The organism is Leyella stercorea, from assembly GCF_021531355.1.
Taxonomy (GTDB): Bacteria; Bacteroidota; Bacteroidia; order Bacteroidales; family Bacteroidaceae; genus Prevotella.
On the sequence record NZ_JADYTS010000002.1, the window covers coordinates 91,696 to 114,087 of the forward strand.

General features: G+C 45.0%; 17 protein-coding genes. 15 read left to right on the forward strand and 2 right to left on the reverse strand.

Annotated features, from left to right (window positions below; all coding sequences use genetic code 11):
- Nucleotides 1–11 precede the first annotated feature (11 nt).
- On the forward strand, nt 12–1,553 hold the full coding sequence (locus I6E38_RS01115; RefSeq protein WP_235392252.1) for a glycine--tRNA ligase: 1,542 nt from the start codon (nt 12–14) through the stop codon (nt 1,551–1,553).
- A gap of 8 nt (nt 1,554–1,561) precedes the next feature.
- The gene (locus I6E38_RS01120; protein WP_235392253.1) at nt 1,562–2,230 is read left to right on the forward strand and encodes a BamJ family beta-barrel-assembly machinery protein; all 669 of its coding nucleotides are present in this window, start codon (nt 1,562–1,564) and stop codon (nt 2,228–2,230) included.
- A gap of 1,279 nt (nt 2,231–3,509) precedes the next feature.
- On the opposite strand, the gene I6E38_RS01125 is transcribed toward I6E38_RS01120, so the two are convergent.
- A complete protein-coding gene (locus I6E38_RS01125; RefSeq protein WP_235392254.1) occupies nt 3,510–4,175 on the reverse strand; it encodes a hypothetical protein in 666 nt (221 codons plus the stop codon).
- A 24-nt stretch (nt 4,176–4,199) separates the two neighbouring features.
- Complete coding sequence (locus I6E38_RS01130) at nt 4,200–6,923, reverse strand: calcium-translocating P-type ATPase, PMCA-type (RefSeq protein ID WP_235392255.1); 2,724 nt, start codon at nt 6,921–6,923, stop codon at nt 4,200–4,202.
- A 199-nt stretch (nt 6,924–7,122) separates the two neighbouring features.
- On the opposite strand from I6E38_RS01130, the gene I6E38_RS01135 reads away from it, so the two are divergent.
- The 13 genes from I6E38_RS01135 (at nt 7,123) to I6E38_RS01195 (ending at nt 22,301) form a co-directional block, all read left to right on the forward strand.
- Nucleotides 7,123–9,975 (forward strand): DNA gyrase/topoisomerase IV subunit A, encoded by a 2,853-nt coding sequence (locus tag I6E38_RS01135; RefSeq protein ID WP_235392256.1) that lies wholly within the window; start codon nt 7,123–7,125, stop codon nt 9,973–9,975.
- Entirely contained in the window at nt 9,962–10,879 is a 918-nt protein-coding gene (locus I6E38_RS01140; protein WP_235392257.1) for a DUF3316 domain-containing protein, read from the forward strand. Before I6E38_RS01135 ends, I6E38_RS01140 begins: the two co-directional genes overlap by 14 nt.
- Before the next feature lie 683 nt (nt 10,880–11,562).
- Entirely contained in the window at nt 11,563–12,291 is a 729-nt protein-coding gene (locus I6E38_RS01145) for a UpxY family transcription antiterminator (RefSeq protein ID WP_235392258.1), read from the forward strand.
- 118 nt (nt 12,292–12,409) lie between these two features.
- A complete protein-coding gene (locus I6E38_RS01150; RefSeq protein WP_235392259.1) occupies nt 12,410–13,174 on the forward strand; it encodes a hypothetical protein in 765 nt (254 codons plus the stop codon).
- The gene (locus tag I6E38_RS01155) at nt 13,171–13,452 is read left to right on the forward strand and encodes a hypothetical protein (RefSeq protein ID WP_235392260.1); all 282 of its coding nucleotides are present in this window, start codon (nt 13,171–13,173) and stop codon (nt 13,450–13,452) included. Before I6E38_RS01150 ends, I6E38_RS01155 begins: the two co-directional genes overlap by 4 nt.
- Before the next feature lie 76 nt (nt 13,453–13,528).
- Nucleotides 13,529–14,704: a hypothetical protein gene (locus tag I6E38_RS01160; protein WP_235392261.1), complete on the forward strand. Its 1,176-nt coding sequence runs from the start codon at nt 13,529–13,531 to the stop codon at nt 14,702–14,704.
- Between the two features lie 93 nt (nt 14,705–14,797).
- Nucleotides 14,798–15,457, forward strand: coding sequence for a hypothetical protein (locus I6E38_RS01165; protein ID WP_235392262.1), 660 nt, complete (start codon nt 14,798–14,800; stop codon nt 15,455–15,457).
- A gap of 49 nt (nt 15,458–15,506) precedes the next feature.
- Nucleotides 15,507–15,992, forward strand: a complete 486-nt coding sequence (locus tag I6E38_RS01170; RefSeq protein WP_235392263.1) for a hypothetical protein — start codon at nt 15,507–15,509, stop codon at nt 15,990–15,992.
- Between the two features lie 166 nt (nt 15,993–16,158).
- Nucleotides 16,159–18,042, forward strand: coding sequence for an AAA family ATPase (locus I6E38_RS01175; protein ID WP_235392264.1), 1,884 nt, complete (start codon nt 16,159–16,161; stop codon nt 18,040–18,042).
- Nucleotides 18,033–19,022 (forward strand): hypothetical protein, encoded by a 990-nt coding sequence (locus I6E38_RS01180; RefSeq protein ID WP_235392265.1) that lies wholly within the window; start codon nt 18,033–18,035, stop codon nt 19,020–19,022. Before I6E38_RS01175 ends, I6E38_RS01180 begins: the two co-directional genes overlap by 10 nt.
- A 12-nt stretch (nt 19,023–19,034) precedes the next feature.
- The gene (locus I6E38_RS01185; protein WP_235392266.1) at nt 19,035–19,751 is read left to right on the forward strand and encodes a hypothetical protein; all 717 of its coding nucleotides are present in this window, start codon (nt 19,035–19,037) and stop codon (nt 19,749–19,751) included.
- Entirely contained in the window at nt 19,748–20,482 is a 735-nt protein-coding gene (locus tag I6E38_RS01190) for a hypothetical protein (RefSeq protein WP_235392267.1), read from the forward strand. Before I6E38_RS01185 ends, I6E38_RS01190 begins: the two co-directional genes overlap by 4 nt.
- A 22-nt stretch (nt 20,483–20,504) precedes the next feature.
- Nucleotides 20,505–22,301, forward strand: a complete 1,797-nt coding sequence (locus I6E38_RS01195; protein WP_235392268.1) for an Hsp70 family protein — start codon at nt 20,505–20,507, stop codon at nt 22,299–22,301.
- The last annotated feature ends 91 nt before the right edge of the window (nt 22,302–22,392 follow it).

A 22,392-nucleotide genomic window follows, 5' to 3' on the forward strand; every position in this document is an offset into this window, starting at 1 on the left:
ATAAAGAAAAAATGGCACAAGAAGACGTTTTCAAGAAAATTGTGAGTCATTGCAAGGAGTATGGTTTCGTATTCCCAAGCAGCGAAATCTATGACGGTCTGGGCGCAGTATATGACTACGGACAGAACGGCGTTGAGCTTAAGAACAACATCAAGCAATACTGGTGGCAGAGCATGGTGCTCCTCCACGAGAACATCGTGGGCATCGACTCAGCCATATTCATGCACCCTACTATATGGAAGGCCAGCGGACACGTTGACGCTTTCAACGACCCACTCATCGACAACCGCGACTCAAAGAAGCGCTACCGTGCCGACGTTCTCATCGAGGATCAGATAGCAAAGTATGATGAGAAGATTGAGAAGGAGATTACCAAGGCACGCAAGCGTTTCGGCGACTCGTTCGACGAGGCTCAGTTCCGTGCCACCAACGCACGCGTTATAGAGCACCAGCAGAAGCGCGACGCTCTGCACGAACGTTATACCAAGGCTATGCAGGGTCCGGATCTTGCCGAGCTGAAGCTGATTATCGCGGACGAGGAAATCGTTGACCCCATCAGCGGCACCAAGAACTGGACCGACGTACGCCAGTTCAACCTCATGTTCTCTACCGAAATGGGTTCTACTTCTGAAGGCGCAATGAAGGTATATCTGCGTCCTGAGACTGCTCAGGGCATCTTCGTCAACTATCTCAACGTTCAGAAGACTGGCCGTATGAAGATTCCTTTCGGTATCGCTCAGATTGGTAAGGCTTTCCGTAACGAGATTGTTGCACGTCAGTTCATCTTCCGTATGCGCGAGTTTGAGCAGATGGAAATGCAGTTCTTCGTTCAGCCAGGCACCGAACTCGAATACTTCCAGAAGTGGAAGGAGACCCGTATGAAGTGGCACCAGACTCTCGGCTTCGGTGCAGAGAACTACCGTTTCCACGATCACGAGAAACTTGCCCACTACGCCAACGCCGCTACCGACATCGAGTTCCGCATGCCGTTCGGATTCAAGGAGGTTGAGGGCATTCATAGCCGTACAAACTTCGACCTCTCACAGCACGAGAAGTTCTCTGGTCGCTCAATCAAGTACTTCGACCCGATGACCAAAGAGTCGTACACTCCGTATGTAATTGAGACCTCAATAGGCGTTGACCGCATGTTCCTCAGCATCATGTGCCACTCTTATCGTGAGGAAAAGCTCGACAACGGAGAGACCCGCGTCGTTCTGCTTCTGCCTCCTGCACTCGCTCCGACGAAGTTGGCTGTGCTCCCACTCGTAAAGAAAGACGGACTGCCAGAGAAGGCTCGCGAGATAGTGAACAACCTCAAGTTCCACTTCAACACTCATTATGATGAGAAGGACACTATCGGTAAGCGCTATCGTCGCCAGGATGCAGTCGGAACTCCTTACTGCGTGACTGTCGACTATGACACTCTGAAGGACAATACCGTTACTCTTCGCTTCCGCGACACTATGGAGCAGGAGCGTGTAAGCATCGATCAGCTTCAGAGCATCATCGAGGACAAGGTGAGCATCACCAGTCTCCTCAAGAAATTACAGTAATATAAAGAATGAAGAATTTTAATATTTTCGCACTCTCGGCGCTCGTAGCGGTTCTCATTGCAGGACTTGCCTCGTGCAGCGAGACATCGGACGAGGTTGAGGAGTATGCCGATTGGCAGAACGTCAACGCTACTTACTTCGACAAGACTTATTCCGAGGCTAAGAAGAAGGCTGATGCCGGTGACGCAAGCTGTAAGGTTTTGCGCGCTTACAACATTGACGAGAAGGTGGCAACCCACTCTTACGACCATATCGTCGTGAACGTGCTCAAGGCTGGAAACGGCTCGGGATGCCCGCTCTATACCGACTCTGTGAAGGTACACTACAGTGGACGACTGCTGCCTTCTGCCAGTTATCCCAACGGCAAGGTGTTCGACCAGTCGTGGACAGGCGATTACGACCTCACAACAATGATGCCTGTGAAGTTTGCCGTGAAAGGTGTTGTCACCGGATTTAGCACCGCTCTGCAGTATATGCACATCGGCGACCGCTGGCAGGTAATCATTCCGCAGCAGTTGGCTTACGGCTCGTCTACCACACCTGGTGCAGCATACTCTACACTCGTGTTCGACGTAACGCTCGTGGCTTACTATCGTGCCAACGACGTTCCATTGTCTATCTCGCGTGTAGCCGATGCTCAGTCTGCTGAGTCTACCGGTCGCTGGATTTACGAATAATTAGATTAGTAGGCATATGACGTAAGCGTCGTAGCCTTGGCAATCAGACATTATAAATAATGACAAGAACAACATTGCTTCACTCGCATTGAGTAGGCAATGTTGTTCTTGTTTTTTTTGTACCCTATGCAAATATAATCCAAGCAGTAAAAAACTGTTACAAATCAAAAATCGATTATAGAGATTCCCGTAGCTGTTTTTATGGGTTCGCACTGGCGGCTACACCATGTTTTTCTTCATTTGTACCCCTTTTGCATTGCAAAAGGACTACAGTTGCAAGTCAAATGTACTCCATTTGGAGTGTAAAACGACCACATTTGCATTGCAAAACGACCACATTTGCATCGTAATAGTACTCGTTTTACACTGCAATGTACTGTTTTTATGCACTACGTTATTGCACATCTTCAGTCGCAGTAGCTGTAATGCTCTGTATATTAGTAATTTATGAGTTGCACGCTCAAAACTCGCGAATTTCGACCCAACGATTGTCTTGCTCGCTCAACTCGCATTCCTCAGCGACAGAAAATGCAAATATTGTATTGTAAAATTATTGTGTGCGTGCACATTTCTTTTGACATACATCAAAAATCATACGAAAAGATGCATTTTTAGGGGTAAACTCTTGGTTGTGTACGCAAACAATTGTAACTTTGCATCGTCAAAACAAGGGAACCGTGAGGCAACCTCGAAAGACAACACTATATGAAGGTATTGAAAATTTGAGAGATTTAAGGTAAATAGACTATCAGGATATTCTTCAATAGAGAAGGTAGAAGATTAGGATGACTTGAGAAAGGTAAAAAGTGATTGATTCAGATAACAACACTGACTCTTGAGTATTAGCAAAGGTAAAGACAGAAGATTGCAAGAAGGATAACAAAGCAGATAGGTAGAGTCAAAGGTAAAGCAGAAGATTGCATAGAAGGGATAACAAAGACAATAGGTAAAGAGAAGTCAATAGGTAGATTTATAAAAGGTATTGGAAGTTAATAGGTTTAATGGTTTTAAAGGTAAAAAGGTTATGTTGATGACAATGATGATGACCCTATTTGCAGCCAGTGCTGCAATAGGAATGTGGGGAGAAGGCAACGGTAAATGATCGTTTGTCCTCCCACTGAGGCAAGACGGAGCGCAAGTCAAAACGCAATGAGGTCGGGCTAATTAAATGGGAAAATAATAATTTTAAAATAATAAGAGGCTGTTTCGGACAATACCGAAACAGCCTTTTTCGTATTTATGCTCGTCATGAGCATTATAGGTTGATGTTCTATGTTGTTTATTTCACCATGAACTTCTTGCCGTTCTTGATGTAGATGCCCTTAGGCAGCGACTTGCCGTCGACGCGCTGACCCTTGAGATTGTATACAGCGTTGTTGCCAGCCTTGTTTGTATCCATGTTGACAGAACCGATACCTGTAGTTGTACCTGGCAATTCTACGTATACACGGATGTTGGTAGCAGCTGCGTAGTTAGCCCAGTCCTTATTGTTCTTGAATGATACGCTCTTTGATGAGCCGGTCCATACGATTAAGTTCTTGGTGATGCTGTATTCGCCCTCACCATTCTCTACGAGCTTTGTCAGTCCGTCGCCAACGATTTCAATCTTTACGATGTTGCCGGTCTCTGTTGAAATGGTTGTTGTGCTCGAGCCGTTGAAGCGGTAGGGATTGTTCTTGAATGATGCACGGCTACAATGTACCTTTACACCGTCCTTGCTGATTTCGTCTGAAACAAAACCACCTCCAAGAGTTCCTGTTGTACCATTGTCCGTACCAGCTACAAATTCTACACACTTCTCAGTTTTGTTGTCATCTGCATTGATTACGTTCTCTTCTGAAGTGTTAGTTAACTGATTGTAAGTGTTAGCCTCTGTGGCGTTGCTTACGATAGAGCATGCTGTTAACAGCATTGCTACGGTCATCATGTGTAAATGTTTTGTCATAATTTAAAATATAATATTAAAGATTCATTTGAGTTGTCTTGCAGTTGCAAGGTGCCAAGCCTCGCGCACCCACAGCACGAGGCTCGAACCTATGATTATAGCTATCCAGTCCTGCAGCGACAGGCTCACCACGTTGAAGAAGTTCTGCAGTATCGGAGTCTCCACCATCAACACCTGTCCTACGAATATTATCACAACGATGGTGAGCAGACCCTTGCATCCGCCGAAGTGGAGCGCCGAACGTCCCGTCTCGAAGGCGCGGGCGTTGAACAGGTAGAAGAAGTGTGTCATGACGAATATGGTGAACAGCAGTGTCAGTTCGTAGGCAGTGAGATGTCCCTCTGTCCAAAACGCCAGAGTGCCAAATCCTGCGAATATCTGCAGATAGTTGAGCGTAAGCATATCGCTTAGACTGCTTATGTCGGCATGTTTGAACACTAGCAGGAAGAAGAACAGCAACACGAAGAACAGTCCGCCTACGCCCAATATTTCGCCGTACATGGGTCGTGTGAGTATGAATGCGTGGCGGTCGCGCGGACGGTCGTGCATTACGCTCTCCGACGGGGGCAGCGATGCCAGCGCCATGGCTGCGAAAGTGTCCATAATCAGATTTATCCATAGCATCTGTGTCACGGTGAGTGGCGACTCGGTGCCTATAAAGGCTCCGATGAGCACTATGAGGCACGCCGTTACGTTGACGGTGAGCTGGAAGAGCAGGAATCGCTGTATGTTCTGATACAGCGAGCGTCCCCACATCACAGCCTTGCCTATTGACGAGAACGAGTTGTTGATGATGGTGATGTCGGATGCCTCCTTAGCCACCGATGTTCCGTCGCCCATCGACAGTCCCACTTGTGCAGCCCGTAGGGCAGGGGCGTCGTTGGTTCCGTCGCCCGTCACGGCTACCACTTGATTTAGCTTTTGCAGAGCTTCTACCAGTCGCTTCTTGTCCATAGGTCGTGCGCGTGCTATAATCTTGAGGTCGAGCACGCGGTCGAGCAGCTGGTTGTCGCTCAGTGCGGCAAACTCAGGTCCGGTTATGATGTTGCGGTCTGTATCCTTGTCGGTCCACAATCCCACCTGTCTGCCTATCTCGCGAGCCGTACCAGGTGTGTCGCCCGTAACAATTTTGATGCTAATACCGGCGTCTATGCACTCCTTGATGGCAGCCGGCACATCGCTGCGTACGGGGTCGGCAATAGCTGTGATGCCGATAAAGTGCAGTCGGTTGGCAGTGACGTGTCCGTTGCTGATGGCGGTGTCGCCGTCTTCGAGTATCTGGAATGCAAAGCCAAGTGTGCGCATGGCGTGGTTCTGATAGTCGAGCAGCTGTTTCTCCACACGTTCGCGAGTAGCGCCTTCGCCCATAGTGCGGCACATGCCGAACACGATTTCGGGCGCGCCCTTGACGTACAGAATGCGTCGGCCGAGCATCAGCGCCGAGTCTACCACAGTTGCCATATACTTGCGCTCGGTGCTGAACGGCAGTTGGTCGACAATGTTTGAACAGTCGCGCAGCTCACGATAGTCTACGCCGTGCTGACAGAGCCACAGTAGCAGTGCGCCCTCTGTTGGATTACCGAGTACGGTAGGGTGGCTGGGGTCGGTTAAGTCGAGCTGTGCTGTAGAGTTTAGCGCCATAGCCTCGCTCACAGCCGAGCTCTTTTCGTCGAGTCCGTACAGCTGCAGGCTGTCCACACGCATCTGGTTCTGCGTCAGTGTGCCCGTCTTGTCGGTGCATATCACTGTTGTGGCACCCATCGTCTCGCAAGCGTGCATCTTGCGTACGAGGTTGTTGGTCTTGAGCATGCGTCGCATGCTGTACGCCAGACTCAGTGTCACCGCCATAGGCAGACCCTCGGGCACCGAAACCACAACCAGTGTGACGGCTATCATGAGCGTCTTGAGCATATAGGCGATGAACGGCAGCCATTCGAACTGCTCGTAAGAGGGTGAAAGAAAATACATCAGAATACGGCCAATGATGATGCCAGCGCCTACGCAGTAGCTCAGTTTGGCAACGAGCCGACCCAGTCCGTCGAGCTGTTCGTCGAGCGGAGTCTTCACCGAATTGTCTATCTGCACCGCCTCGAACACCTTGCCCTGCTCGGTATGGTCGCCAATGGCAAGCACGCGCATTATGCCGTGTCCCTCCATCACCTTGGTGCCTTTCATTACGTGGTTGGATGGGAATGTGGCGTCGGCATCAAACTCGCTCTCTATGGTCGTCTTGGTACATATAGGCTCGCCTGTCAGCGTTGATTCGTCGACATGCAGCAGTGTGGCTTCAATCAGTTCGCCGTCGGCAGGAATCTCCTCGCCAGTGTTTATCAGCACTATGTCGCCCACAACAACATCGCGTCGCGGTATCTGCGTAGTGTTAGCGTCGCGTATCACTTCCACCGGTTCGTCGTCATTGACCTGATTGAGAATGGCAAACTCCTTATCGGCCTGATATTCGAAGTAGAACGCAAGGCCCGTGGCCAGCATAATTGCAACGAATATGCCTACAGGCTCGAAGAAGACCGTCATACCGTCGTCCATACCGAAGTACTCGTAGCATGAAATTACAATCGAGAGCACGCCGGCAATGAGCAGTATGATGATGAGCGGGTCGCGGAACTTGTCGAGAAACTGCCGCCACAGCGGTTCCTTAGCGGGCGGAGTGAGCACGTTCTCGCCATACTTAGCTCGGCTTTCTGCCACTTGCGCCGCGGTGAGACCAGTGTAGTGATGTTTGGATTCCATATTCTTGTTGATGTTGTTAACGTTCACAATGTGCAAAGTTATAAATTATATGCCAAAACAAGGTATATGAGAATGTGAAAAAAATGCTACGTCAGTAGTTACGTACACATTATATTTTGATTTTCCACTTTTTTTTCGTACTTTTGCGAGTCAACTGAATTTATTCCCAACTTAAAATTATAAACCCACACGGCAATATATGGACGACGAGATAAGAGATAATGAAGAAATGAAGATGGACAACGTAGAATCGAACGACGACACCACAAAAAGTGCTGACACTGAGACAGTCGACGACGATGCTGCGGCAGAGACATCGGCTCCAACCAAACATTCCGATTACAAGCCGGTGAACCGTTTTGACGCATCGGCTGTTCATCATCTGAGCGGCATGTATCAGAACTGGTTTCTCGACTATGCCTCGTACGTCATACTTGAGCGTGCCGTGCCTCATATTGAGGATGGCTTGAAACCCGTGCAGCGACGCATCCTGCACTCGATGAAGCGCATGGACGACGGCCGATTCAACAAGGTGGCAAACATTGTGGGCCATACCATGCAGTTCCATCCGCACGGTGACGCCTCGATAGGTGACGCTCTGGTGCAGATGGGACAGAAGGATCTGCTCGTAGACTGCCAGGGTAACTGGGGAAACATACTCACCGGCGACCGTGCTGCGGCTCCACGATACATCGAGGCACGCCTCTCGAAGTTTGCGCTCGACGTGGTTTTCAATCCCAAGACTACCGACTGGCAACTCTCTTACGACGGTCGTAACAAGGAACCGATAACGCTGCCTGCCAAGTTTCCGCTGCTTTTGGCACAGGGAGCTGAGGGTATTGCCGTAGGACTCAGCTCGAAGATAATGCCGCACAACCTTGTCGAGATATGCGATGCAGCCATTCACTACTTGCGTGGCGAGGAATTCCAGCTTTATCCCGACTTCCCTACAGGCGGATCGGTTGACGTGGCAAAATACAACGACGGCCAGCGTGGAGGCATAATAAAGGTGCGCGCCAAGATAGAGAAGCTCGACCAGAAGACCATCGTCATACGCGAGATACCCTACTCGAAGACTACCACAACGCTCATTGATTCGATACTCAAGGCCATTGACAAGGGAAAGATCAAGGCAAAGAAGGTAGATGACAACACGGCAGCCGAAGTTGAGATTCAGGTTCACCTCGCTCCGGGCGTGTCGAGCGACAAGACCATCGACGCATTGTACGCATTCTCCGACTGCGAGATAAACATCTCGCCCAACTGCTGCGTAATCGAGGACAACAAACCGTGCTTCCTCACCGTCAGCGACGTGCTGCGCCACAGCACCGACACCACAATGGGTCTGCTGCGCAAGGAACTCCTCATACGCAAGGCTGAACTTGAAGAGCAGCTGTTCTTCTCGTCGTTGGAGCGCATTTTCATTGAGGAACGTATATATAAGGAGAAGAAGTTCGAGCAGTCGAAGTCGCAAGACGAGGTCGTAGCGTTCATCGACTCAAAGCTCGAACCGTTCAAAAACCAGATATTCCGGGTGCCTTCTGCCAAGACTTCGGCTGAAGGCATTGTGGAGCAGGAGATGGTGGAATACACGTTCCACCGCGAAATCACACGCGACGACATTCTGCGACTGCTCGAAATCAAGATGCAGCGCATACTGAAGTACAACAAGGACAAGGCCGACGAACTCATTGCACGCATCAAGGCAGAACTTGCCGACATAGAGTACGACCTCGCCCACATGACCGACGTCACCATACACTGGTTTGAATACATACGCGACAAGTATGGCAAGGACCATCCGCGACGCACCGAGATACGCAGTTTCGACACCATCGAGGCTTCGAAGGTGGTAGAGGCTAATCAGAAACTCTACATCAACCGACAGGAAGGATTCATCGGTACCGGCCTTAAGAAGGATGAGTTTGTGTGCAACTGCTCCGACATCGACGACATAATAGTGTTCTTCAAGGACGGAAAATACAAGATGGTGCGTGCTGCCGACAAGATATTCGTGGGCAAGAACATACTGCACGTTCAGGTGTTCAAGCGCAACGACAAGCGTACTATCTATAATGTAGTATACCGCGACGGCAAGAACGGACCCGCATACATCAAGCGTTTCTTTGTGCCTACAATGACAGTGGGCAAGGACTACGACCTCACGCAGGGCACCCCTGGCTCGCGCGTGCTCTATTTCACAGCCAACCCCAATGGCGAGGCTGAGGTAATCAAGGTTACGCTCGAAGCCAATCCGAAGCTGAAGCGAATATTCATCGACAAGGACTTCTCGGAGATTGGCATCAAGGGACGCACATCGAAGGGCAACCTCGTGACGCGCAACCCCATCCACCGCATCGGACTGAAGAGTCATGGACACTCTACTCTGGGCGGTCGCAAGGTGTGGTACGACCCCGATGTCAACCGACTCAACTACGACGAGCACGGCCGACTGCTCGGTGAGTTCTACGACGACGACTCAATACTCGTAGTGCTCGACGACTGCAACTTCTACATCTCGACATTCGATGCCAACAACCATTACGAGTCGAACATCAAGATAATCGAGAAGTGGGATCCCGACAAGGTGTGGACAGCCGTGCTGTACGATGCCGACAACGACAACAACCTGTACTTGAAGCGATTCCGTATGGAGGCAACCAAGCGTCAGCAAAACTATCTTGGTGAGAATCCCGATAGCCGACTTGTGCTGCTTACCGATACCGCTTATCCGCGTTTCGAGATTGACTATGCTCCGACGACGGCTCCTGACGGCTCGACCATGCAACGTCCGCCACTCGAAATCGATGCCGAAGAGTTTATCGCTGTCAAGGGATTCAAGGCGAAGGGCAAACGTGTGACTACGCTTGAAGTAGCCGACGTAAAGGAACTGGAGCCTACACGATTCCCCGAACCGGAGACAGAAGAGGCTGACGACGCTGCCGATGAAGAACCCGAAAACCTCGATCCCGATGCTGGTAAGAGCCAGCAGCAGGTGATAGACGAAATGACCGGACAACTCAACATATTTACTGAGAATGCAGATCTTTAAGTATATACTCATTGGCATCGCGCTGATTGGCAATGGCGCTCTTTCGGCTTCTGCCCAAACCGAGTGCTGTTCGGCTAAAACGGAGTGCTGTTCAGCTCAGGATGAGGCTCAAGCAGTGCGCAGAGAGCGTCCAACACTCAAGACCAATGCCATGATGATAGGCGTGGGAGCAACCAATATGCTCGACACCTATCTCTCGCCCGAGAAGTATCGTGGCGTTGACATACGCTTCCTCTCGCACACTCGTCGCGAGAAGGACTCCACCGTGTGGATCAATCAGTTCCAGCACGAGGGCAACGTAGCCTATGCAGACAACCGCTCAGGCAATGGCGGTGAGATGGCGGGAGGCTATACGTTTCGCTACTCGCTTCTGCGCAAGTGGAACGTAAGCCTGTGGAGCCATCCGTTGCAACTCATTGCCGGTGGAACGGCAGCCGCCAACATCGGTATGATATACAATACCCGCAACGGCAACAACCCTGCCAATGCGCGCCTTTCGCTCCATATAGAGCCTACAGTGGGCTTCGACTATCCTATAGGACGCCCAAACGGCAAGTGTGGCATTGCCTTCCGACCAGGCGACGCAGTTCGTTATCCGGTAGTATTGCATTACGAAGCCTCGGCACCTTTGTTCGGATTGATGTTTTCGCCCAACTACGGACAGTCGTATTACGAGATATTCAACCGTGGCAACTACGACCACAACTGCGTGCCGACGACCGTAGGGTCAACCCCGTCGTTGCGTCAGATGCTCACCCTCGACTTCCGTCTGGCCCGCACTACATGGCGCATCGGCTACCTGGGAACCATCGAACAGTCGCAGGTGAACAACCTCAAGACCCACATCTACACCCATTCGCTCATGATAGGTATAGTGAAGAGGTTCCGCACGGTGAAGCAATAGTGGTAGAAGTATAAAATTCGAATATAAATATAAAGGTCAGGATGCAATGTTTATACATCCTGACCTTTTGGCTTATACAAAATATTTGACTTGCAAAAATGTTAGTATAAATAATCTTGAATTTGCATATAACTATAAATATTTCTTATTTTTTCTTGCTGTTATCTTAATTATTTTCTATATCTTTGCGTTTGGATTGTATAGCCAGACTGTAGTTGTCGCTGTAAGACGAGTTCTTTCATGATAACTGGGTCGGCAGCCTACGCCGTGCTGAGTGTAGCGAAGTCAACCATGACATATCTATACGAAAGCGGGCTTGGGTGGGAATACAATCCAGACATAGAAGGCGTTTATCGACGCTGTGTTTGAGACACACTGAAATCTTCCAAAACTATCAGTATCAAAGTCTCGAATATAGTCAACGGTAGATGTCCCGAGTGTGATTATATCAATCCCGTGGAGACCTTGTAAGCATAGATTGTACCCTGTTGGGTGCAATCAAATGTATTATATAGGTCTCTTTACGGTATCGATTTCATATCGGCGTGGGCTCTGACGTTGTCTGTTCGACTTTGATAGGCAGTTGGAAGAGCCTCAGTGTGTGGAATGGACAACAGGACGATTCCACGCTCTTTTTTTGCCTTTTTTTAACTGGGTTCTGCTTAGAATAAGTTAACACCGATATGAAAGTCGATGAACGTACACTAAAAGATGTACACACCTATGGAGGTGGTGAAATCCCTCCCAGCGCTGGATTTATCTCCAACGCCCTCCCCGAAGCTCAAAGTTTTATAAAAGCCGAGAGCTCACATACAGGGGTGTCCACCAGAAGTGCACATTTAGCAGTAATGCCTAAAGCACAAACGGGGGAAGACACTCCACATTGGTATGCTCTACGATGCACTTACGGCAGAGAAAAGACAGCATACGACTATATGAAATCCAAAGGTGTTACGGCTTTCTATCCTACAATCAATTCGGTTAAACTCATAAATGGTAAACGCAAAGTTGTTACCGAGTCACGTTTACCAAACATTTTCTTCGCCTACGGCACCGAAGAACAACTCAAGACTTATGTTTACGACAACGTAAACCTCTCCTTCCTTCGTTTTTATTATCGACACGTCCACATTGGTCGCAGAATCGAAAAGACTCCATTAATAGTTCCCGACTATCAGATGAAAAGCCTCAAAATTGCGTGTACTTCAGAAGAAGATGATGTTATCATTGTTTCTGAAGAAATTCAAAAATTTGAGAAAGGTCAGTTGGTACGAGTGGTTAAAGGTGAGTTTAAAGGTTTTGTGGGAAGAGTGGCACGTCATAAAGGACAGCAGCGAGTGGGTATTGTAGTGGACAACCTGCTGACTGTTATGACGGCATACGTGCCGAGTGCTTATTGTGAGGTGGTATAAGATAAGCAGAATTAAAAGGTTTCTATACATTATTATATAGACATAGCAATGATTGTAAAAAAGATATTTACACAAGATTTGCGTGTAACCATTGAAAAATACCTTTAATATTGATTTTATGAATGTAAGTTTATCTGATATGAACAGTCTATCATTCGATGTATTGAAAAAGATGCAAGATGTCAATGCTGATCTTGAGATAGCTAGACGTGTAGTAAAAAATGACTCTTTAGCGGTGAACTTTTTCTTAGAAGAGTTTTCTATTAAAATTCTTGATTATATTGGCAAAAACATTATGTGCCGTCCGCCAGTCTTGGTTAAAGGTGTATACTGTTATTCGCCTACAGTAACAACTGAATATTTTGAGTTTATAGGAGCTGCATTTCATGATGGAATTCCGACATGGCATAAGATAGAACTGTATAAGGGAACTGTTAGCGACAAACGTCCTGCAAGGCTTTATTCTTATGTTAGTACCATCAGTATGCGTTACTTTGTAAAGCTGAAGAAAAAAGAAGATAATGAAAAAAAACATGCAAATAGCTCATTTTGTGTGATTGAAAATGTAGGTCTTGATATTCTAAACAAGTATAGCGGTTTTGATGAAATCGAGATTGGCGAAGTTTGTGATACAGACACAGAAATAGGTTGGGCGTGGAAGCACCTTCCTGAGAAAGATCGCGTTGTGCTCAAATATCTTGTGATGGAGGAACGCAATTCTCTTGACGTGTTTGACGAACTGATTCAATATGTTGATAGCAAAATACCGCCGTCGTGCTACACGCGCACACAGCGACAGAATGCAATGTCGCTATTGAAGCAGCGTGCCAAAAAACACCTTCGCAAACTTATTGAGGAATATAGAAGAAAAAAGACATTATGAAACATTTGATAAAAGACATTGAATTGATGGACTATCTTGAAGACAGGCTGTCAAAGAGCGAAAAAATAGTACTGAAAAAACGACTTGCAGAAAACGGCGAGCTTGACGTGCTTTATCACTTACAGCTGGCTTATGAGGCAGGTTGTGAAGCAAAGGCTGAACAATTGATAGGTGAGGATGATTTCATGACATCGATTGGCAGAACAGAGAGCCTAAATTCTTTACCAAGGATGGCTGCAGATGTGTCTTTCGAAGAAAAAAAAGATGACAATGAATAAAAAATTCTCTTGAGTTGCTTTATTGGGATGTTTAACGTACTCTATAAGGTAAAAACATATTAAAAACTTATTTGTTATGAACACACAGAATTTTTCAGCAGAGACCATTCACCAAGCAGTGGAGGCAATTAGAAACTATCAGAACGATTTTGACTCTATAAGGGAGAATAGTTCTGTAACGTCAGTGGAAGAAATGGCACAGATAATGATAATGCAGAAATTTGGCGAGGCACAAATTGAGGCAGAAGACATTGTGAAAGACATAAAAAAAGGCATTGCTGAGTTTGACAAGCAGTTTGCTGCCAATGCAGAAGCTAACAATACAGGTATAGCTCGTCAGCTTGTAGAGGCTACCAAAGACAAGAGTGAGGCAGAACGTAAGGCATGCTATGTGAACGTGCTTACTGCGCTCCAGCTTGCCGGTGCTGAAACAATCACAAAGGAAGAAGCACAAAAGGTCCTTGATCAGAACACAAATATGTCGGAGGATGAACTCTTAAAGGCAATAGAGACTGTAGCTGATGCAAATCTGCCTATAAAGGCGATGTCCGGTAAGCTAATGGAAAGTATTGGTGCCGATGGTATGGCGCAGCTTGCAGAAAACATTAAACTGCATAAGGATGACAATCGCTTTATGGTCGCTTTATGGCTCTATGTCAAGCAACGTGAAGAGAATGTAACTTTCGGTAGTGATAAATTATCGGCTGAACAGATTGGCTCTCTCGCCGCTGCTGGCATTGAAACCATCATCACTACAGGTGAACTTGAGGAAGGAAAAATTTCACTCGATAGATGGCAGACTGTTATGAAATGGATACTGGGCGCAGCCATAGGCATAGCTCTCACATTGGCAGTGTTCGCATTCTCTATACTTGTGGGATTGGCTGTTATGAGTGTTATCTGGGACATCATTGGTATAGGTTATTTTGCCTCTCTTCTGTCCTTGATTGTTGGGGTGTTTATTATGTCTGATATGTCAAAGCGTGGTTTTGAGGCAACAGAAAAACTTATTGACATGTTTGTTACATTCTATAACAGCCACATAGGGACGTTTACCGCAAAGTTGAAAACTTTTGCAGCGAAGGTTAAAGAATGGGCGGCAGAAGCGGTGGAGCGAGTTAAGAGTGCTACTACCACGCTATGTAACGGTACTGTCTTAACAAAAGCGCAAACCTCGGAGAACAGTACAAATGTAGAACAGCCTGCAGGTGAGACTGAAACACAGCAGTCTTTACAGCCAGCTATGGCTTAAGTTGCAATATTAGGTATGGAAACTGCCCATGCTTGGCAGTTTCCATATGTTAAATGTTTATGTTTGGAAACTCATTTAAAAATCGATTAATCTATGGAACCAATTACAGTAATAATAGGCGGTGCCGTACTTTTAGTCTCTGCTGTAACAGCAGCGGCTATGAAATGTTACGCTGCAGTGAAAGATAAGAATAAACAGATATCATCTTTACAGACAGCTCTTGCGTCATACACACAAACTTATCAGTTTGAGGAGGTTGATAATCAGCTTATCTCAAATTGCAAGGACTATCTCCAAAAAATTTTTGGCGACGATATAGTCGGTAGGTATGCCCAACTTTCCACAGTAGATGAAAAGGAGCAGTTCACCAAGGTTGTGGTGAATGGTCTTGCAAAAGAGATGGGTGTGGACGTGAAAGAGATTAAGTTTGAGGATCTTAGTCCATGTATGCGTGGTTATGCACAGCCTCGGCAAGACTCTATAGGAATCGTTATTAACAGGGCCGTGTTGCTCAGTGATCCAGAGCAGACAGTCAAGACAATATGCCACGAGTTGCGCCATTGCCTACAGTTCTGTTCTTTGGTAGATAACAAGCACGGCTATTCTGACGCACGACTTGCACAGTGGCTGTACAGTTGGGAGCATTATCAGAGTTGTGAGACCGAAGCTGATTATAGCGGGTATGTAGCTCAGGTGATAGAGCTTGATGCCAATCTTTTCGCTAATAGTGTGTTTAATGCATTAAACTCATGAGTGTAAGGGTGTGGTTTAGTATAAAAATAATGACAAAAAGAAAATTCTTATGAAAATAAAAGATATTATAAATTTGCTCAGTACAGCAAAAGAAAGAGTATATCTAGCATATCGCATATATAACTCATCCCCCGAAATAAAGGCTGCAATAAAGGAGTATAAGGAGTTTGAAGAACTCCCCGTCTTGACTGTACGCGTTAAAAACTCTGTTGGTAATTATGTCGACATTACCTCTAAGGAGCTGAAAGTCTTGTATGGATTCAAAGACTTGCAGGCTTTGCTTATGATAGGCGACATAAAGAAAGCGCAGGCTGATGGCAATATGGAAGAACTTGATGCGCTCCTCTCTGTTCTTGTGAATGGACAACATGTTGTTAAGGACGAAACGCGCCGTTCAATAGATGTCATAAAGGATAATATAAGGAAAAACAACCCTGGTGTTTGGAATGAATATCAGAAGATATGTGAAAGGGAGGCTCAGAAATTGAAAGATATTGAGACCAATTATGAGCAAATGATTGAAACAGAACTTTAATAAAGGTACTTGTACTGTTATGCAAAATGCTAGTATTTATCTGAGGAGCTGCATTGGCAGAACTATAGAGGAACTGAAGAAAGCGTATCTTTCGGGAAAACATATTTGTTTTCTTGTTGGGGCAGATAGTTATGTCACGAAAGAGATAGTATCTTCAGCCGCAATTTTGCCCAATAGCCTTGGTGACAACTCGTCTAACAATGACACACCACCTACGCCTACTGTAAAGTTTGTTGATAATGACACGTTTGTAAAAAGCACTGTCGGCGAGCAGACAGAGTTCTGCAAACCGCGCTTGTTCGTTTATATGGGCAAGTCGCAGTACAGGACTACAGACAATACCGTTGACGAACAGGTTAAATTGCCTTTGATGTCACTGACTAACTATGTTGATATCTGCTGCGGTCTGGCTGATGTCAACATGCGATTGACCAAAGGCAACGAACGTACATTGTGTTGTATGCGTAATTCGCTTATATTGATTCCCGCCAAGTCGAAGCCTCAAATACCGTCATACATAGAGCCGTATACAGCAACAGTTGTTGTCCCTTATATGGATGAGCAGGAATGTTGTCAATGGATTTCGCTTTATCTCAACAAGACAGAGGATGTTTCGTTGAAAAAGAACAGCGATGGATATTTGATGGCTGGTAACAATGATTTTCTAAGGCAGTTGTATCACTGCATGCGTGGCATGACACACCTGCAGATATACAGTGTTCTAAAAGACTGTAGTATGCAGCTTGGCAAAATATATTTTGAGACATCTGCATGCAACGGCAGTGAGCGAATGGCCGCATTGAAGAAGTGTATAAGAAAAAATGCCGACCGCATAATAGAAGATTCGCGTGCGTTGATAATAGAAAATCCTTCAGTCAACGAACCTGCGGGTCTTGGATGCTTGACCAAATGGCTTAACGACCACTGTGACCAAGTGGCCAATCCATATTTGTACGTGAAGTACAGGCAAGAGGCTCCAAAAGGTCTTCTTGTGTCGGGTTTGCCAGGTTCTGGTAAGTCGATGATGGCAAAATATGTGGCAGGACGCTTTGGTTTGAGCCTTGTAAGGTTGGATTTTGGAAATCTTGGAGGAACGTATGTGGGACAATCTGAAAAGAATATGGATAGTGCATTGGCCAAGATAGAGGCGTTATCCCCATGTGTACTGTGGGTTGACGAAATGGAAAAGGCTTTTTCTGGGTCAAGTGGTGTCAATGGTTCAGAAGTTACCAAACGTTTGTTCGGAAAGTTTCTGACGTGGATGCAAGAAAAAGGCAATCGTGATGTGTCTTGCTTCGTGTTTGCTACGGCCAACGACATATCGAAGATGCCTCCCGAGATGTTTCGCAATGGACGATTTGATGAGAAGTTCTTTACCTTTATGCCTACATCACTGGAGTGTGGAAAGATTTTTGAATCTATTGTCAGAAAGCAGACCAAGGAAGCTGATAGAGGTGAGAATCTACAGGCTTTACCTCTCTTCAATGTGTCAAAAGTAAATGCTGCCTTATTTGAAAAGATGCTTAATGATACATCTCTGTGCCTGAAAGGATGGCTGACGGAAGAACTTTGTGATAAAAGTGTTAACCGCTTAAATAAATTCTTTACTGGTGCAGACATCGAACAAGTCATAAAAAATGCGAAAAATCTATTTCTTAATGGCTATGCTTCAGATGTATCACCTGTGGGTGATGCCGTGTTTGATACACCGCAGTTTTGTGAATGTCTTAGAGAAGCCATCCGTGAGACCAAGACTTATGGTGAAACCAATCTTGTCGACATAGCACGCTGCTATGGGCAATTGTCTGTTAATAATTTTAAGAATGCTTCGAACTCATTGGTATTGCCTTTTGACGGCTATGATGAACTTTTGTATATGTCAGCAGAGAACAACGGCAAGGCTTTGCTTTATGATCTTAACCGTACAGGTAACAAGGAAGATGTTCACTATCAGCATCTCTCATGCAAGTATGACAAATGTATGTATGTGATAGTGCGTAATACAATTAATAGCATATCAAAGGAAATAGTAAAACAAAGATGGCAATGATAACAATGCAAGGCGTGACAATATTGCGCATATCGGATTTCAGAAGGTTCTTTACCTTGGGCGAATTTCTTTACAAGAAAGAACAATTCTACCAAATGTTTATAGAGGAACAAAGGTGTTATTGTGCTTTTGGCAATAAGAGTGATGCACTGATGTTTGTCGATAATGAAAGAGAGTTTTATCTTTTGCGCATTTTGTGCCAATGGCTTGAAAATCCTGACAAAGAAATAACCGTATCAACGTTGGACAAAGATGTACTATATGTGCCAGGAAAAAACGGTGAAAAGGTATTATTTCAACTTAATCGACTCGTGCCTTACATAAATGAGGCAAAAAAGCAGAACCGACTGACTAAAAAGTCAATTCTCGGACTAACAGTTTTGTATCTGTTATTAGGGGCAAACGAGCAAGATAGCGATATTCCTGTTGTGTATGAACTACAGACGGTTGGTTTACAACTGAAAGATTTTAATGAGTGCTGGGATGATGTGGATATAGAAAAAGGTGATGGTCTGATGTTCCCACTTCACCGCCGTATCTTTGTTAATGCCAATCCGCAAAAGCCAATAACAGTTACATGGGGAATCAAGAATACTGTACTGCAGCCAAAAGAATGTCTTATAGGTCTGTTTTACGGTAACGCTTGCCATGTTTTACTACCAGGAAAGATAACAAGCTACCAGAACAAGGTGTCGTTGCGCTTGACGGCAGACGTGGAAACCAAAAGGACACGCATGGAAGTGCATACCCCAAGTGATGGTGTGGTCTACCATGACGATGTCGTGTCGATGGCATTAGCGAATGGTCTTCCTGTATGGGCTACATCAGACGGGGACATACGTTGTCCTGATTGCTGCTATGCATTTATTAAGCGTAAAGAGGCTTTCAAGAAAATGAAATACGCCAATGATTTCTTGGCGTTTGTGCAAGAGAGCGATGACAACTATGTGTTTTATGCGACAAACAATGTCAATCATTAGGGAAAATAAACTATGGATGAAGAAAAACTGTCAAGGTTAATTGACGACATCAAAAGTAATAATTTTGTCGAAGGCGTGTTTGATCCGTCTAAAGCTTTTGGCGAAATGGAAAAGGTGGTACATGACATCATGCATTATAGACTGCATAAGATGCTGGATGATAATTTCAAGACCCCACAAAAAGGGCAGCTTACTGTGCCTAAAGCCGATATAGAACTGTTTGACACCATGATAGATTTGTGGAAAGTGCCATTAAGGTATGTGGTGATTACACACACCAAGTATGAGGAGAAACCAAGTGAAAGAAATGATGAATTGGTGATTAAGCAGAAAAAAGGCTATTCTGTCAATATGTCGTCTACGGCTGAGTCAATAATGTCAGAAATAGATGTCTTTGTGGGGAAGATTAGAAAATATCTTGAAGCGCATTTTATGACAAAAGACGATAAAGCTTTTATAGGCGACTTGCATACGTACGTGTACAAGAACTTGGTACCAGAGGACCAAAAATTGCTTGAAAGGGTGATGACGAGAAATTTTGACATAAAATATGTGGAATGTGTCGATGAATACAGCTCTGTAGACTATTTTGAAACAGATGAGGGCAATAATAGTGAACCAGAAACACAGTGTAAAGCCGTAATGTCGAATCGCGACAGCACTTTTTGCCTTTCAAAGGGTGTATATTTAAAACCACGAACAGAATCTAATGATAACGATTTATTATGAAAAGAGATGAAGAGAAACGCCTTATAATCCAAGCTCTTGGGACTAAGGATGTTGAGAAAGAAACGATGGCGGCAGTACGCCAGATTCTTAAAGAGCGTGTGGAAGAGGATAGTTATGCTGACAATGTTCTGCATGATATGGTTGCCGAGTTGGCTAATTTTGTGACTCCAAGACTGGTTATTAAACGCACTGTGATGTTTAAGCACGAGCCATTATCGGTGTCTAAGTTAGCCTGTAGTGGCATCGCTGGAGCCTTGGGTTTATGGCTCATACAGAATGACAGTAGTATGCTAAGATGGTGCGGCGGTTTGGCAGTGGCAATTGGAGGCTTTTTCTTGGGTAAGGCAATTACAATGAGTAAGGTCAGTCAGTTTGGTAGTATAAATGTGAAAATTGATCAGGAGGCCCAAAGTATCATTAATGAGATTGACCTTATATATGAGTCAATGCACAACATAGTGCGCCGCAATCAACTTGAGAATCAGTATGCCTCGGTTTTACGGTGGATACAGGATCTTTGGGTAGAAGGTGATGAAGAAATTCAGAATGGGGTACGCAAGCTACTTGTGAAGATAAAATATGAGCTTGTGGATTTTGCACCTGAATATTCCGACTTCTTTGATGCCGACAAGTCGCCCTCTATAACATCACCCGCAACTACAAAACCAGCAGTTCGCAACAAGGGCAATGGAGACATAGTGGTAAGGGGCAACGTGTTGTTTCCTATGTAATTATTAAAAAACAACATCAATTATGAGAAAAGAGTATATTGTTGCAGTGGATTTCGGTCATGGCGAAACGTCTGCATGGATTGTGCCAATGGAGAATCAAATGGAGCATCAAGGTGACGCTTTAAAACTAAGGACTAGTAATAAAGTAGAATTACGCACAATCTATTCCGTTATCTATCAAGACAAAAATGGAAACTTTAGCCTTGATAATACTGATGGAAATGTGATTGGAGGGTTTAAGAAAAAGGTGTGTGACTTGAGAAAAGATACGCAGAAATACAAAGCGTACACAGAATTTATCAAGGCTATATACAAAAGGCTTCTTAATATGAACGACGACCGCTTGCATTCTGATGGAGAAGGAAATACAAATTTCTACCTTTGTATAGCATGTCCTACAAAGTGGAGCAATGATGACCGTATAGAATATGTCGACTTTTTCAATGAAGCTCTCAAAGAATTCGGCGTTGAGGTTATGTGGGTTATAAACGAGAGCGATGCCGCATATTTCTCACATGGTTCTACATCTGAATTTGCAGATAAGTGTGTACTCATCATCGACTACGGCTCAAGTACAATCGACTACACCTTAATGTATAATGGAAAGAAAATTTCTGACGACCAGTGGTCGAACGACTATTTGGGTGCCTCCAACATAGAGAAGTCAATATTGATGGAGTATAGCTCTCAAGAGGAGTATCAGGAAGTCTATCAAAAAACAGAAGACAAGCTACGGCACGATGCTTTAGGTTGGCTTCACATACAGCCAGAAGTGCTTTTTGAAATTAGAAAGGCAAAAGAGAATTGTGTGATAGAAGGATACTATCCTGATTTTATGCTTCGACATAATGTGATACAGAGGCATGATATTTTAGTAGGGTCTGATCCTAATTGGAGAAGAGACAGAATGTCTTACCTCTTTGATTATGAATGTGATATGGATAAGTGTTTGCGGGACTACAAGGAGGGTGTACATTCCTCTTTTACCAATCTTGCAAAAAACATTTCTCAGAAACTTAAGGACAAAAAAGTTGACACTGTCATTATGAGCGGTGGTGCCAGCCTCATGCCATGGGTTAAAGAAATGGTGAAAAGCACTTTTCCTACAGCAGAAATCAAACTTGACAACAATGCAAGTTTTGTAGTGTCAAAAGGCGCGGCTCTTTATGCGCGTGATCAGATAAAGGCATTTGAGCTTTTTATGGAAAAGATTGAGGCCTATGAGTATAAGGAAGTTTATATTGATGCTGACAGAACAGCCACGAATGTAGCTGTAGACGAGTTGTTTCCACCTTTTGCAGACAAACTTTGTGAGAATTCCCATACAGCAGCTGAGTTAAGGGACGAAGGTTTAAATTTCCTATTCTGTCTCAATAGCCAAAACCAGAAATACTGCAACATAATGACAGATACCATTCGCACGACAATAAGCCAAAAAGTAGCAAATGATATTAAGGAAGTGGTACAATCTGTGTTCTCTATAGACATTTCTGTTGATGACATTCATATAGACATCAATCCTGATATTTTGAATTTTCCAGAAATAGGATTTGAAAAAGGTGGTGAATACTATGAAAAGATATCAAGTGAAATATCTAGACCATTCTTTTCTATAACATGGGACAAGATGCGAACTGTTTCGGAATGTAGAAAGATTATAGGGACTATTCATAATTGGTTAAAGGGAGTCAGCAAGGGGTTCAAATACGATGAGAACAGTTTAGCTTCGTCTGTAGATAACATAAAACAGCAAGTAAAAACGCTTGCAAAAGAGGTGTTCTACAAATATCAGCTTTTCCAGACTACGTTCAAGGGATAAAATATTGATTGTTGCACTTGCTTAGCATAAAGTAAAATTGTTTACTCCTGCCCCACAATGCTGATGTGGCATTGTGGGGTATTAAATTTTG

What these genes read in the sequence shown, in the direction of transcription:
- I6E38_RS01165 (WP_235392262.1), top strand. Translation starts at nt 14,798, where the DNA reads ATGGAACCAATTACAGTAATAATAGGCGGTGCCGTACTTTTAGTCTCT.
- I6E38_RS01195 (WP_235392268.1), top strand. Translation starts at nt 20,505, where the DNA reads ATGAGAAAAGAGTATATTGTTGCAGTGGATTTCGGTCATGGCGAAACG.
- I6E38_RS01130 (WP_235392255.1), bottom strand. Translation starts at nt 6,923, where the DNA reads ATGGAATCCAAACATCACTACACTGGTCTCACCGCGGCGCAAGTGGCA.
- I6E38_RS01190 (WP_235392267.1), top strand. Translation starts at nt 19,748, where the DNA reads ATGAAAAGAGATGAAGAGAAACGCCTTATAATCCAAGCTCTTGGGACT.
- I6E38_RS01135 (WP_235392256.1), top strand. Translation starts at nt 7,123, where the DNA reads ATGGACGACGAGATAAGAGATAATGAAGAAATGAAGATGGACAACGTA.
- I6E38_RS01120 (WP_235392253.1), top strand. Translation starts at nt 1,562, where the DNA reads ATGAAGAATTTTAATATTTTCGCACTCTCGGCGCTCGTAGCGGTTCTC.
- I6E38_RS01150 (WP_235392259.1), top strand. Translation starts at nt 12,410, where the DNA reads ATGAATGTAAGTTTATCTGATATGAACAGTCTATCATTCGATGTATTG.
- I6E38_RS01115 (WP_235392252.1), top strand. Translation starts at nt 12, where the DNA reads ATGGCACAAGAAGACGTTTTCAAGAAAATTGTGAGTCATTGCAAGGAG.
- I6E38_RS01155 (WP_235392260.1), top strand. Translation starts at nt 13,171, where the DNA reads ATGAAACATTTGATAAAAGACATTGAATTGATGGACTATCTTGAAGAC.
- I6E38_RS01170 (WP_235392263.1), top strand. Translation starts at nt 15,507, where the DNA reads ATGAAAATAAAAGATATTATAAATTTGCTCAGTACAGCAAAAGAAAGA.
- I6E38_RS01180 (WP_235392265.1), top strand. Translation starts at nt 18,033, where the DNA reads ATGGCAATGATAACAATGCAAGGCGTGACAATATTGCGCATATCGGAT.
- I6E38_RS01185 (WP_235392266.1), top strand. Translation starts at nt 19,035, where the DNA reads ATGGATGAAGAAAAACTGTCAAGGTTAATTGACGACATCAAAAGTAAT.
- I6E38_RS01125 (WP_235392254.1), bottom strand. Translation starts at nt 4,175, where the DNA reads ATGACAAAACATTTACACATGATGACCGTAGCAATGCTGTTAACAGCA.
- I6E38_RS01160 (WP_235392261.1), top strand. Translation starts at nt 13,529, where the DNA reads ATGAACACACAGAATTTTTCAGCAGAGACCATTCACCAAGCAGTGGAG.
- I6E38_RS01145 (WP_235392258.1), top strand. Translation starts at nt 11,563, where the DNA reads ATGAAAGTCGATGAACGTACACTAAAAGATGTACACACCTATGGAGGT.
- I6E38_RS01140 (WP_235392257.1), top strand. Translation starts at nt 9,962, where the DNA reads ATGCAGATCTTTAAGTATATACTCATTGGCATCGCGCTGATTGGCAAT.